Annotated in this window: 11 protein-coding genes and 2 pseudogenes; 8 read left to right on the plus strand and 5 right to left on the minus strand. The window is 38.8% G+C overall.

Translation table 11 applies throughout. The features are described 5' to 3' along the window. Nucleotides 1–16: 16 nt before the first annotated feature. From MKX30_RS00690 to MKX30_RS00715, 6 genes are all read left to right on the plus strand, one after another. Nucleotides 17–703, plus strand: coding sequence for an ABC transporter ATP-binding protein (locus MKX30_RS00690; RefSeq protein ID WP_028541247.1), 687 nt, complete (start codon nt 17–19; stop codon nt 701–703). Beyond that, the gene (locus tag MKX30_RS00695) at nt 700–3,357 is read left to right on the plus strand and encodes an ABC transporter permease (protein ID WP_341062298.1); all 2,658 of its coding nucleotides are present in this window, start codon (nt 700–702) and stop codon (nt 3,355–3,357) included. Before MKX30_RS00690 ends, MKX30_RS00695 begins: the two co-directional genes overlap by 4 nt. 581 nt (nt 3,358–3,938) lie before the next feature. Beyond that, nucleotides 3,939–4,166, plus strand: coding sequence for an FtsX-like permease family protein (locus MKX30_RS00700; protein ID WP_226887817.1), 228 nt, complete (start codon nt 3,939–3,941; stop codon nt 4,164–4,166). 471 nt (nt 4,167–4,637) lie between these two features. Further along, on the plus strand, nt 4,638–6,047 hold the full coding sequence (locus tag MKX30_RS00705; protein WP_081365991.1) for a DHA2 family efflux MFS transporter permease subunit: 1,410 nt from the start codon (nt 4,638–4,640) through the stop codon (nt 6,045–6,047). Between the two features lie 140 nt (nt 6,048–6,187). Then, nucleotides 6,188–6,448, plus strand: a complete 261-nt coding sequence (locus MKX30_RS00710) for a hypothetical protein (RefSeq protein WP_023988693.1) — start codon at nt 6,188–6,190, stop codon at nt 6,446–6,448. A gap of 280 nt (nt 6,449–6,728) precedes the next feature. After that, nucleotides 6,729–7,991 carry an acyl-CoA dehydrogenase family protein gene (locus MKX30_RS00715; protein ID WP_023988695.1) on the plus strand — a complete coding sequence of 421 codons (1,263 nt, stop codon included), beginning with the start codon at nt 6,729–6,731 and terminating at the stop codon, nt 7,989–7,991. 293 nt (nt 7,992–8,284) lie between these two features. Here the strand turns inward: MKX30_RS00715 and MKX30_RS00720 are convergent. Beyond that, nucleotides 8,285–8,491, minus strand: a pseudogene (locus MKX30_RS00720) (MFS transporter); the annotation flags it as partial. Between the two features lie 498 nt (nt 8,492–8,989). On the opposite strand from MKX30_RS00720, the gene MKX30_RS00725 reads away from it, so the two are divergent. Next, entirely contained in the window at nt 8,990–9,904 is a 915-nt protein-coding gene (locus MKX30_RS00725) for a helix-turn-helix domain-containing protein (protein WP_069079925.1), read from the plus strand. Between the two features lie 332 nt (nt 9,905–10,236). Continuing rightward, nucleotides 10,237–10,545: a hypothetical protein gene (locus MKX30_RS00730; protein ID WP_341062300.1), complete on the plus strand. Its 309-nt coding sequence runs from the start codon at nt 10,237–10,239 to the stop codon at nt 10,543–10,545. 346 nt (nt 10,546–10,891) lie between these two features. On the opposite strand, the gene MKX30_RS00735 is transcribed toward MKX30_RS00730, so the two are convergent. From MKX30_RS00735 to MKX30_RS00750, 4 genes and pseudogenes are all read right to left on the minus strand, one after another. Continuing rightward, nucleotides 10,892–11,335, minus strand: coding sequence for an ATP-dependent nuclease (locus tag MKX30_RS00735; RefSeq protein WP_341062301.1), 444 nt, complete (start codon nt 11,333–11,335; stop codon nt 10,892–10,894). 565 nt (nt 11,336–11,900) lie between these two features. After that, nucleotides 11,901–12,059, minus strand: coding sequence for a hypothetical protein (locus tag MKX30_RS00740; protein ID WP_341062303.1), 159 nt, complete (start codon nt 12,057–12,059; stop codon nt 11,901–11,903). A 303-nt stretch (nt 12,060–12,362) separates the two neighbouring features. Next, nucleotides 12,363–12,598: pseudogene (locus MKX30_RS00745) on the minus strand (fibronectin type III domain-containing protein); the annotation flags it as partial. Between the two features lie 688 nt (nt 12,599–13,286). Further along, complete coding sequence (locus MKX30_RS00750) at nt 13,287–14,186, minus strand: nucleoside hydrolase (RefSeq protein WP_341062304.1); 900 nt, start codon at nt 14,184–14,186, stop codon at nt 13,287–13,289. Nucleotides 14,187–14,462: the final 276 nt, after the last annotated feature.

Below are 14,462 nucleotides of genomic sequence, written 5' to 3' on the forward strand. Positions count from 1 at the left end.
CTCAGGAGGTAAACAGGTGGAAATACTAAAAACTATTAATTTGTGTAAAACCTATGGAAGTGCAGAGGCAAAGGTTGAAGCTTTAAAAAATGTCAATTTCTCTGTTCAACATGGAGAATTTGTTGCCATCGTAGGAGCCAGTGGATCAGGAAAAAGTACCTTAATGCATCTTCTAGGTGGAGTGGACCGCCCGGCTAGTGGACAGGTCATCATCGATGGTACGGATCTTTACTCCAGAAGTGAAGAGGAGCTCGCTGTATTCCGAAGACGGAAAATTGGATTTATTTTTCAATCATACAATCTGATCCCGGTCCTATCTACAGAGGAAAATATCAAGTTACCGATGCTATTAGAGAACAAAAGGGTAGATGAAAATTATGTTCAGGAATTAATGGGTATATTAGGTCTGACCGAGCGGAGACATCATCTTCCATCCGAATTGTCAGGCGGACAACAGCAAAGAACGGCGATTGGCCGTGCGTTAATTAATAAACCGTCAATTATCTTGGCGGATGAACCTACCGGAAATCTGGATAGTAAAAACAGCAGGGATATTATGGACTTACTTATGTTTTCAGTTAAAAAATATAATCAGACGTTAATCATGATCACGCACGATTTGAATATTGCTAAAATCGCAGATCGAGTCGTAAGAATCGAAGACGGAGTCCTTCTACAGGCAAATGAGGTGAGTGAAAGTTGAAAAGCTACACAGATCTTACTGGAAAATATTTAAAGGGACAGAAAAAAAGATCGATGCTTACAATCTTAGGTATAATCTTGTCGGTTACACTGTTTACTTCCATTGGAACAATCGGGATGAGCTATTGGGATAAGTCAGTCAGACAAACCATGCAGGACTTCGGAGATTACCACGTCTCTTTCAATGGTATTTCAGGAGAAGCAATCCCGAAAGTCAAAAACAATGCAGCCGTAAAAAGTGCCGGCGTCATCAGTAGAGAAGGATATGCTGTCCTTAGGGAAACAAAAGAGAAGGAAAAGAAGGAAGATCCGTTTGCCGCACCCTACCGGTACTTGAATGTCAAGGGATATAATGCGAATGCAATGAACATGCTTCAGTCACAGCTAGACTCGGGCAGGTACCCGGAAAATTCGAATGAAATTATCCTTTCATCTTCGAGTCTGAGTTATTTTTTAAAAAAACCAAAGCTTGGCGAAACAATTACGCTAAACCTTGGAATCCGGAAGGTGGCGTCAACTGGTGAAGACAAAAAGATTAACGGACTTGGCGATTATGGTTGGGATCTTGACGAAGCCTTCCAAGCTCAATCCCAAAGAGAATATACTGTTGTAGGCTTTATGAAGCCGTCAAGCAAAGAGAATTGGTCTTCCGGATACATCTTTCCTGCAATTACTTTCAATGATAACAAGAGTATCGATAACTACAAAAATTACTTTATTTACGTCAAAATGAAATCTTTGAAGAACATCAAAGAAAAGACGGAAGCCTTGAGGTCCTCTTTACAGCTGAGTAATGTCGAACAAGGTTCCGCTATGCAACTGGATAGGGATAACTTTATTGAAAATGTAAGAATTGAGTACAATAATGAACTGCTTAAATTGTATGGAAAAAGCATTTATGAAGGTGTGAATAACAGCTTAATCCTAACTTTCGCTGCTGTCATTGCGATTATAATGATTTGTACGATTGCAATGATTTATAATATTTTTCATATTTCTGTACTGGAGCGGATCTCACAATTCGGTATGTTAAGATGCATTGGAGCTACACCAGCCCAAATTCGCAAAATTGTGATGCAAGAAGCAACCCTGATAAGCTTGATCGGCATACCCATCGGGATTCTCACAGGAACCCTTTTTATGAAGGTATTGTTTTACAATATCAGCTTGTTAACGTTAGGTTTCTTAAATGATATGAGAATGGTCATTTCCCTACCGATTCTAATCTCTGCCGGTTTATTGGGCTTGCTGAGCGTATACCTTTCCGCTATTGGACCAGCAAAACAAGCAGCTCGCGTATATCCTCTTGAAGCGCTGAAAAATGCGGGAAGCTCGAAGGTTGAAAATATCACAAAGGTCAAAAAGTCTCTGTTTGTTAAAAAGCTGTTTGGCGTCGTAGGGCAATTTGCAAGCAGAAACTTGCAACGGAACAAGAAACGTTTCCGGATTACAGCCTTTTCCATGATTATTAGTATTATTTTATTTATTGTCTTTAGTGGTTTGGTTGATTTCATGCAGCAAATAACACAGCTCTCGGGTGCGCAGTATTCTTATTCGCTTTCCTATGATGGTCCTTCAAGTCGAATAGACGATACTGTGTATCGGAATGTTTCTAAGCTTGATGCTGTTCAACAAGCCTACAAATTTTACAGGAATCAAGTAGATGCAATCATCCCTAAGGATAAAATCAATCCCAAATATTATGGATTTCATAAGGATCGATACATCGTTTCCGAAGGGGAAGGGTATCGAACAGATAATAATTTCCTTGTGTCCTACGGAGACAATGGCTTGGATGCTCTGCAATCCAAACTCACGGCCGGGAAGATTGACAAAGAGAAAATGAACCAAGAGAATGGCGTTATCGTCCTACAAAAAATAATGATGATGACAGAAGAAGGCAAACGACTAATTCTCGATCAAACCCAATTTAAGGTTGGAGATCACATCAAAATCCGAACAATTGACGGAAATCATAATGAATATCAAACCGTGACTGTGGTCGGAATTGTCGATCAAGATTTGTTATCGAAGAAATATAGTACAGGTCAAGATCTTTCATTTATTACGACGCCGAAAGTATACTCCAAGATTATGGGTAGCGACACTTATTCCAGAATATTTATCCTCGCTAATCCCGATATATCAAATCATCCTATAACGGACTATCTTAAATCATTAACTGATAAAAACGCTGGTTTTAACTACCATGATCGAGTGGCAGAGGTCGCTCAAGCTAAAAACGATGCAAAGACTTTTAGTATCTTGCTTTACGGTTTTATCGGTGTCATTGTTCTAATTGCTTTCTTGAACATTGTAAATACAGTAAGTACGAATCTAATTCTTCGTACGAAAGAATTTGCAACCCTCAAGGCCATCGGCATGACCCAGAAGGAAGTGAGAAAAATGATTATTTTAGAAGGCGTATTTTATGGACTATTTGCCGCCGTGATCGGAATTATCCTAGGGACGACGCTGAATTATGGAATACAAGTTCTCTTTGCGAGTGCTTTGGATGCAGATTGGGTGTTCCCGTGGTACAGTATCGGCATCGCTTTCGCAGGTTCGATGATTACGACGATCGTCGCAACGATTGGGCCGATGTACAGGTTGAATAAAGTTAGTATCGTAGATGCTCTCCGGAGTGAGAACTAGGATCGGTTGGTTAAAAAGTGTAACACAAAGCCAGCTAAAAATAATGAATTTAAAACAGGCACCCTTTAATCATATGGGGTGCCTGTTAAATCGTTCTTTAAATATTTCAGTAGTGATTCAGCGGGGGACGGTACGGCTATGAGCTGCTAACATCTGATATAACTAATGATATAAAATCCTTACTAGTAGATTGATCCAAAAATAATGTAACTATATTCTCATATGTAATTACGTAAAATAGTGTGCCCAAAGTGATGTAGACATTTGTCGCGGGACAAGAACATTTTGTCATTGCGGATTAGATAATTATCTAAGCAAAGTTTCTATCTTGTAGCTTATACTTTGGAAACACGGGTAAACGGAGAGGTGACAAAGAAAATCAATTGTAGGAACGTTTCCCCATTAATAACGTGTATTAGAATAAAATTATAGAAGGGGTACAGTTAAACAGATAAAGTGGAGCAACTTGCTCAAGCCAAGAACGACGCGACAACCGCCAGGATCTTTTTATATGGATTTATTGGTGTCATTGTCCTGATTGCATTCCTGAATATACTGAACACCGTCAGCACAATGTCATTCTGCGTACCAAAGAATTTGCAGTTCTTAAAGCCCTCGGCATGACACAACGTAATGTAAAGAAAATGATTCTGTTGGAAGGCGTATTTTACGGCCTATACGCTGCGGTATACGGTAGTATACTCGGAACAGTATTGAGCTATGGTATACATCGTCTCTTCAAAGGTGCTGTCGATGTAGGTTGGACGATTCTAGGGGCAGCATTGTTCTTGCTTGTGCAGGTGCCATAGCAACAACGCTCGTTGCTACAGTTTGGCCGATGTATCGATTAAATCAAACGAGTAACGTTGAGGCTTTGAGAAAGGAAACGTAGATAACTATAAAATAGATTATCACTTAGAAAGTCGCATAGGTCGCGGCTTTTTTTGTTTTAGAGATTCAAAAAAAAGGGGGTTGACTTTTCCTTTGGTTTAGGGGGGACTTGACATGCGTGTGTTATTATCAAAAAGTTGAAAGTTCTCCTCTACAGATTTGGAGAGAGAATGAGATAAGTATGCAAGAGGAGGTTTACATATACACATAACACAATGCGCTACCTGTCATGGCGGTTCTGGTAAACATTATTTCTAAGTAAAGGTATTCTGTAATGCTTTGTTTATGCTATGCAGTGAAAATTAGAAAGACACAGAGGAGTGAAGGTTTTGCAATCAGGAACTATTTCAGAAGAGCAAAAGGTCCCAAATGTTAAAGTTTTACCCATAATGTTCGCATTAATGCTTGCAGGTATCATAGGTACGTTTAATGAAACAGCAATTAATATCGCTATCAGCGATTTAATTAATCAGTTTGCAATTACGGAGTCCACGGTCCAGTGGTTATCAAGTGGTTATTTACTCACACTGGGAATTTTAGTTCCCCTTTCAGGATTATTGATACAGTGGTTTACAACGAGGCAACTTTTCCTGACATCAGTCATTATTTCAATCGTAGGGTCAGCAATAGGTGCTATGGCGGGAAGTTTCGATATATTGCTATTAGGAAGGATACTTCAAGCTGCTGGAGCAGCCCTGCTCTTTCCTTTGATGTTTAATACTGCTCTCATTATATTCCCAGCCGAGAAACGCGGAAAAGCGATGGGGCTGGTCACTCTTGTGTTCACAGCGGGACCTGCTTTAGGTCCAACCACCTCAGGTCTATTGATTGATAATCTGAGCTGGCACTGGATATTCTGGGTATCGTTAATGACTCTGGTGGTTGCTTTGGTGATAGGCGTTACATTTATAAAAAATGTAGCACCAATAACTAAACCACGTATTGATATTTACTCTCTGGTTTTGTCGACAATTGGTTTTGGCGGATTGGTTTACGGTATTAGTACTGCTGGAGAAGGAGATCATGGCTGGGGTAACCCTGTAGTCATTGTATCTCTGATCGCCGGTGTTGTTGCATTGATACTATTTGTCATTCGACAACTGAACATGAAAGAACCTCTTATGAACGTAAGAACACTTAAAAACCCGATGTTTTCCATCGGTACGGCGCTAGTATTCATTTGTATGAGTGTTGATCTTGCAGCGATGTTTGTTCTTCCTATGTTTTTGATTCGTGTTCTTGAATTAAGTGCTTTGACAGCTGGATTGACTCTTCTTCCAGGCAGCATCATTTCAGCTGTGCTTTCTCCTGTTGTTGGGTCGCTCTTTGACAAATTCGGACCTAAGTTTTTGGTAGTTCCTGGTCTAATTCTAACTGCGGCCACCCTATGGTTCTATTCTGATATTACGGTTGCATCGTCAATCGCTTTGATTGTCGTCTTGCATACCTGTCTGATGGTTGGAATTATTATGGTGTGGATGCCTGCTCAGACGAATGGTCTGAATCAGCTACCTGCTGAGATGTACCCGGATGGTACGGCTATTATGAACACGCTGCAGCAAATTGCAGGAGCGATCGGGATTGCTATGGCGGTTAGTGTCATGACAAGCGGAGTAGGAGACTTTATGAACAATGTTGCTGATCCTTCAAACCCGGCTAATGCAACATTGGCTTTGACGGCTGGTATGCAGAACGCATTATTCTTCGTGATGTTTGTTGCCCTTGCCGGCCTTGTTCTTGGCGTATTTGTTAGACGAGTGAAAGTCCAAAAGTGGTCAGGAGACTCCGATTGGTCATAATGCTTCTCAAGAAGCATTGTTGATTCAACCACAGATTTATTAAAAGGTGTAAGAGCGAATAGATTATTTACGATTATCTATTCGCTCTTCTATTTCATTTGTTGGAGGGTGAACATCGCAAATGAAGAAGAGGTGAGTCTATGCATATGTCTGAAGCCGATCTCATAGAATTCCTTACATCGAACCCTCATGTGAAAATTCGAGAACCGCCTCGGGAGCCTTTACCTACTCAACGTCTTACATTTGATAGCCAAGCGGAGGAGCGCTTCTATAATAAGCGGGTTGTTCCTTTAATTATTGCAGGTTACCTTCATAAGCTAGAGCTTCATAAAACCTTTGAGATCATGCAGGCTGTGGAACACTGTGGCAAGAAGTATAAAAAAACGTGTGTATACACCTGATTTCTACATGGAACACAAAGATGGTTCTGTTGAAATCGTTGAGGTTAAAGGACGGATGATCAAAATAATGCAACGAGATTATCCTCTTCGTCGTCATATTTTTTATTTTAAAGTACTGTCTTCCAAATAACTAGAAGTTTATTGAGGTACATGATGATGAGATATAGCGCGAGGATGAATAACCCGAAATTGAATTGTATCGATATAAGAATAGTTTAAGAGTCTTTTATATCATGATCCATATTAAAATCTAATACGTGTAAAGAGGAGAGTGTTTGGAATGTCAAACCTAAGTAAAGTAATTTCACTTACCAATGAAGAGCAAAAACTTCTTCAGAATGCTACGGAATTAGTTCCATTCTTAAAGGAATATGGTACGGAAATTGATAAAAACATGCACATACCGGAAGAAGTTATCGAAAAGCTTTCAAGTGCAGGACTTTTTAAGCTCAGAACACCGAAGAAATATGGTGGATTTGAAGTTAGCATAAGGGCAATGATTGAAATTGTCTCTGAAGTTGCGAAAGGCAATGGTTCTGTTGGATGGGTGATTCAAAATTTAAATGGAAATAACTATAGTGCATCCCAGCTACTACCCTCAAATGTGGTGAGTAAAATCTTCAATCAAGTCAACGAAGTGAGATTCTGCTCGGTACTTCAAGCCATCAAAACAGTGGTGAGGAAAGTTGAGGGAGGTTATCTGGTTGAGTATGGTCGTTGGGCCTTTGGTTCCGGGTCTAAGCATGCAACACATGCATTGTTAAATTTAAAGGATGCGAGTGGAATGCAGCAAGATCCCAAAATGCAGCTTGCTGTTGTTCCCATGGATGAAATTAAAATTATTGATGATTGGCACACGATGAGCCTAAAAGGATCGGCAAGTAACAGTTTGGAAATGAATGATGTTTTTATTTCTGATGAGTTTGTCGCTTATGAGGATGCAGAGCAAGTTGATGAAAGCATGCTGCAGCATCTAAAAGGCGAAGACAGATTCAAACCTTATTTATTTTTGATAACCAGTCTCACAACAGGAATTAGCACAATTCTGGGACTTGCAAGAGGAGCGTTGGAACACTTTGTTGAAAAGGCACCCCATAAGGGAATAGCCATGACAATCCACAAATCCCAGGCAGAAATTGGACATATCCAGTACAAGGTAGGACTGGCAGCCATGAAGATCGAATCTGCTCATCTTCATATCCATCGATCCGTTGAAATTCTAGAGACTTATGAAAAGAACTGTGAGCTCCTAGATCAACAAAACTTCGCGCGGGTTCAAACGGATATTGGATATGCGGCAATGTTATGTTGGGAAGCCGTTGAAATGTTAGTGGTCGAAAGCGGCGGAAGTGTAATACTGGATTCGAACCGACTATCCCAAATATTCCGCGATATTCGTGGTGGGGCTAATCATGCGTTTACCACAGCTTCTACTTGCATGGAACTGTACGGAAGAGTGCTTCTAGGGCTGGAACCACAGCATATTGTAACGCTAAGCAGTACACATGTAATAAGAGATACTCATAAAAAGGAGCTAGTATAAGGAACTAACGACAAGCTAAGTCAGAATAAGTCTATTACATGAATAAGAAGCCACTGATTTCCCAGATCAGTAGCTTCTTATTTGTATATTGTCTGGTAAAATATTGTCACATTGTTCCTAGAATAAAGGTAAAGTTAAATCCATTATTCTTTACTTCACAACACGGTAAAGAAAATGAAAGACGTTGCTGTTCCTAAAACATATACCACAAAAATAATAAATGAATTTCGAGATTAATTCTGAAGCGCTTAAAAAATACTAAGTTAAACTCAAAATTGTGAAATTGGTTATGATACTAAGTTATAAGCGGTAGTAAGCCATTGAATGGTTGAAGCTGTCACTCCAAATTCCTGCATCAGTTCAGGCAATGCATTGCTTAACAAAGTTTCACTAAGAATTGCTATAAAAGCACCTATAACTAATGCTACCAATATCGGAGTTCTTTTGATTTTGTATAAATCGATCTTGCTGCTTGAAATAACGACACCGGCGGTACTCATTAAGTATTCTCCCTTTTCACATCGTCTACAAATGTAGACTAGATATACATTTGAGGATAATCATGCAAGTTTTCGAAAAAAATAATCATTATACTGAAATTCTTAAAAGATGAAATATTGATCTCACAATACAAAATGAACAGCAGGGTTCCGATGAAATTAATAGCTTTTTAATACATACCAAGGAGGATTATGATATGACATCCGAGAAGAACAGAACTTGATTTGAATGCATTTATAGCTCAGCTAACATATTTAGAGAGTTAGGATTACGACATGAGGTATTGCGCTCTTATTAAATTTTGAGCTAAATGAACAAATGATCTGAGCCTAGGAGTAAAGTATCTATTACTGTTTCCTGTTATCTTATAGGTAAAGTTAGAACGCAAGACCTTACGGATGGAAATCCAACTAAATCTCAGGGAAGTCAATTCCAGTTCTATTAACTAATTACGAAATTATCCTTAAGGTGATGTAGGAGAAAAAGGGGGATTCCTAATGTCCATGAGAACTAGCAAGTTGATCAAAGCTCCGCAAGAGCTGGAAAGTGCACCAGATAAAAAAGGAAGTCTAAAGCAGAACGGGTTATCCGTCATTAAATTTTATTTGCATACACAAGGTGATATAGGAACATGCTTCCTGAAGGAACATCTTTTGTTGTTTGTTAAATCGGGCATTTACACGGTACGTTTTAGAGATCAAGAGTATATCGTCCGGAGCAATGAAATGGTGTTTATTAACAAGTCTATGCTGGTTGAATACGAGAAATCAGGGGAACCCGGTTCTGAATACATGCTTAATTATATGATGTTTTTCCTGAATGAGAAATTGGTTGAGGAATTTGTCCAATTCGCTGGTTTAAAACCGATTTATCCAGTGAACGGTGAAGTTCCTGTATCCATTATTAAGGTTAATGACCTCACTCTATCTTACATTGAGTCTTTAAAACCCTATTTCGACAACCCAGACGATGTTAGAGATGCACTCGTTCGGATCAAGTTAATGGAACTTCTATTTCACCTGGTAGACTCAAATGATCATTTTCAATATCAACTGTTGCAACTATCTAACCATGATAGGAACAGTAGTATCGATAAGATTATGGAAGAAAATTTCACAAATCCCGTATCCCTCAATGATCTGGCTTATTTGTCTGGTAGAAGCCTGTCAACGTTCAAACGGGAGTTTCAGGCAATATATCATACCTCACCGTTGAAATGGATTCGCAATAGGAGGTTGGATAAAGCTAAGAAGTTACTGTTAGAGACGTCACTGTCTGCTACCGATGTCTGTTTCACTACTGGGTTCGAAAGCGTTGCTCACTTTTCCAAAGTGTTCAAACTTCGGTTTGGACTCCCACCGTCGGAGTTTAGACAACAGTTTAAGCGAAGAGAGGAGGGGTTGAAGGAATAGCATGTAATTTTCTGCTAAAAATATGTGATTAGCCTGTTTTCTTGGCAACTCATTCTTTTTCGATTTAAGTGTAGCGATAATATAAAATAAGAAGTTTAAAAAGGAGAAGATCGTATCTTGAATCGTTGGTTTAGGGATTTACTAATTATCAGACTTTTGAAATTAATTGAGTATGAAGAGGAAGAAATGTTCAAACAAATATATTGTAGTTTTCTTGAAAGAATAAAATAGAGGCTTAACAGAGGAATACGAACTGGTCCGGACATATTGTTCCGGCAAGACACAGAAAACGCACAATTAAAGATTCCACACAAATTAAGGAGAGAACGAAGATGGTTACGGTACTACTTATAGTTATTTACCTCGTATTTATAGGTCTCGGACTGCCAGATGCCTTACTTGGCAGTGCATGGTCCATTATGAAATTTGATATCGGCGCCGCAACAGAAATGGCAGGTTATATATCGTTAACGGTCTCGTTTTGTACTGTTGTATCCAGTTTATTTGCAAGTAGATTATTGCATAGATTTGGTACAGGAAAGGTAACTTTATTCAGTATTCTATCTACAAAGATTGCCTTGCTTTGGTGTCAAAAACGAGGGGAGATTTGTGTCAATCAACAAGAACGGCAAAAACCTTAAAAACAAGGGGTAAAACCGATTTATATACATATGTACAAAATACGAGTTTTGTGAATATGTATATAGAGAAACGCATAACAGTACGATTTTCCTCTTGTCGGATGACAAGAACTTTATCTCATAAATGACAAGAATCTTATCTCATTTCCCATATAATTTTAATTATATCTCATGATTATTATTACAGCAAAAATAAAAAATCGCCTAATAAAGGCGAATTAAATCTGTTTGTTTTTTTATATTCTTAACTTCATTACATATTGCTTAACGTAAGATTCAATTCGTTTATTTTCATCACTTGGATTCTCGTAAATTCTCATGGCTACACTTAATGGCTTAAAAGAATTCATCTTGTGAGCCAATAGTCTTCTATGTTTTTAGAACTTACATTTTTCATTGCATTGATATAATCTTCTTCCTCTTTTTCTGGTAAATAGAATAAGTAAGTCAATTTTGCTTGGTATGGTTTTTTAAGCTGGATAAGCCAGTTCGATACTGTTACTAAATCCTCTGAAAATTCCTCCTCATTTTTGGATTCAGTAAAAATTAATGAAATGGTTACCTTAGGAGAATTTTTTTTGAGATCATTGATTGTAACTTCCTTGTTAAAATCATCCACACTCAGCTTTTTGGATGATCCTACACTGAGAACTAATTCAAGAGCTTTAAGCAAGTTAGATTTTCCAGAATTATTATGACCTATAATTACATTCATACCCTCATTAAAGTTTATAGTAGTATTAATTTTAAAGTTTCGAAAGTTTTCTATGGAAATACTTGATATATACATAAATATTCTCCTAACATTAATATGGTTAAAAAAGTAGATCATTTTAACTATGAATGCAGTAAATTATACCTAATATGAACGAAATAGTTTGTCGTTTTATGTCGTATCAACAAAATAAGCTTGGTATTATTTGAAATTTCCTTTGGAGTGCTATGCGCCCGGCAGTCATAACGTCGGCAAAATTCAAGCCTTTACAGTCCTGATTCCAGGTCCCCTCAACATTTTGCCCCTCCCTATAGAAAATCATCTGGAAAAATGTGTTTAATCATAGATAGTCCCCTTTCAATTCATGTTTTTCATCTGTAAGCCCCTTCATTAAGGACCTTAAAATGCGGTTGTTCTATGCAAGCGCCGTCATTTCAAATATAGTTGAAGTGCTTTTTGATAAATCTTCAATAGATTTTGACTTTCAGTTATTCATATGACGACTTTCTGTTTTTCCAGTCAGTCCTATTTTCAAAGTGTAGCAAATCATTGGAAAGAAAAAGGATGTTTCCACAGAGGAAACATCCCGCAAAACGCTTAGAATCATTGCTGCAAACCGCAAATGGAATGAGAAGTTACCTTAGCGCAGTGCCTTTAATTTCACATCCAGCTCATCGAGCATAGCACTGGCTTGGATCTCCGAGCTTCTTCTATATTGTTCCCTGATACAAGTAGCGTGCTCTGGCAACATAAATCGCGGGCATTCAAATAGTCCATGCCCCTTAAGCTTCTTCCCCATGATGTCATCTCCTAAGCTGATTGACTGATCGGTGACCACGCAAGTACGTTATCTGCCCTAAATGTCCGAGGCTGATTACTGTTAAGGTGATCATCCCATCACGAACTTCACGAACAGCAATTTTGCGCTGCGTGATGCTACCTGATCTATCCTCATAGATGATTTCTACAAACTGGCCAGCATAGATTCTTATTTCATAATCCCCAAAAAGGAACATATGTCCCTGTTGTATGCGAACAAACGTTCTTTTAAGAATAAAAAACTCCATCCTCATTAGCCGATGAAGCCCTAGAATGATTTATATCAATACTCACTTACCTCAAATGTCAGCACACGATCATATAGAATGTAATCCTTACGGCTGCTGAACGGACCTTTGTTATTCTCATGCTTATCGATGGCATACGAAGCTTTGCCTCAGCCTGCTTAGCTTCGTACCAGGAAATGAAGGCATTGACCTCCTTCATGCTCAGGTCAAACTCTACCTCTAGGACTGTTTTCATTGTGACTACCATGATTGCACGGTTGCCGGAAGGTTGCTCTGGTTCAATTGATTGCTCAGTTCCAGGCTCGCTAGGTGTTGGTGGTTCCTCTGTTTCTGACTGCTCTGGAGTTGCTGAAGCCACGTTAGATCGAGTGAGAGATCCCAGTTTTTCATTGAAGGAAACTCTAGTTTAAGTCTCGCTCCAATTGTTGTTGATCCTTAAGAAGCTTTGTTACTTCTTTTTTCTTAGTTTCAGTACTGCAACGATATGTTGCTTGTCCGTTACGTTCAGTTCTTGCTTATGTTGCGATCATACCTCCACTCGGGATACATCGCATTTACCGATAAAGATTGTTCCCAAGCTAGTAATTGAAGATTTTGAATAAGGCAAAACGTAGCAGTCTTATCCTAGTCCTGCCTGTAGTTAGTATCACCAAAGCTAATAAAATCAACTGTTCGATCTAAAGTAGCGAATCAATTTCTGCCATTAACCTCTTTACGGCGTTTAAAGGAAGAATGTAGTGACCTTCTGAAAAGATTGCTTTTTCAGAGTAATTTTGAATTAAAAATTACTTATAAATTTTCTAACAAATAATAAAACACAAGGAGATAGACCTCAAAAGCAGTAACCACTTTACCAGATGGTCCCATATATCATCATAGTACTCGTAATGAAAATCACCCACATTATATTTGATTTGATGTTGATCTCCTTCTGGATAGTGGCTGTAGTGGGTATCATTTCACCCGTAATGGAGCTGCAATTTTGCATACATATCCTCTAAGGTAAACCTTGAATCGATATGATTGTACCAACGAACCAGACGCTCTGACTGGTCATGAACGTACCGCATATCACTGGTGATTCGTGGTGCAGGCTTCATTTCGTAAAAGAACTCATGATCGTCAAGTAATACACTGACAGCTGGGGAATCGCCAAGACACCATCTTTCTCCTTTCGGCCAGTCCTCTGTCAAGCAAATGCGATGATTGAATTCTACCAACTGCTCGAATAAATACGCTCCGATCTTACCATAAGGCTTAACTTTGACAGCAAGTTCTGCAATACTTACTCGAATGGTCGAATAAACATTGCATGGAATTACCCAAAGTGGGATATTGGAACGAAAAACCACATTCGCTGCAGCAATGTCATTACTTAAGTTAAACTCAAAATCACCGTTAGGCCAAGGTCCGCCTCCAATCCAAACGGCAGTAAACCTGCCTGCAATCTCCGGACAAGCCAGGTACGCTGAAGCCAAATCTGTGATTGCTCCAAGAAAAATAACATAGAGGGGCTGTCGATCGTCCAACATGGCCTCACGAATAATGAGTTCAGCTCCCTCAGACATCGTAGGAGTGTTCTCATTGGGTATCGATCTTTCTGTCCCTTTGAACACCGGCACCTCATCATTCATATTCATCAAGTCAAGCAAGTTAATGATTTCGTCATAGCTCTCCTGCATTGAAGCCGTTGTCCGTCTTTCACCAAAATGTGCAGCAATGATCCCTTTCAGATTAAATCGAGGCGTCAACAAAGCATGAACGATCGCATACTGATCGTCTGCCTCATTCTTAGCATCAGTGTTAATAATAAGACGTATTTTTTTTGACTCTGGCACTTCAAATGGATGCGTTAACAATTCACTTCTCTTCCTCATCTTAAACAGAATATATTTTGATCTTGGCCGATAAATGTACTCCACTCAATAGTCAAATACAAAATCGAGGACTGAATTAACTGGAAATATTGCAACTGTGTTACATAAGACTCATAGCGAGCGCTTTATAAAATAATTAAGTGTTATAGGCTTCTATCGGCACATTTCCTGCTTCGCTATCTTTGAACAAATTTATAAACAGCGGTATATGAATGTTAACAAGGAAGTCGCTACCTTTCCCCAATGTAAAAATGGACC

Origin of the sequence: Paenibacillus sp. FSL P2-0173, assembly GCF_038008045.1 — a bacterium.
GTDB lineage: Bacteria > Bacillota > Bacilli > Paenibacillales > Paenibacillaceae > Paenibacillus > Paenibacillus polymyxa_B.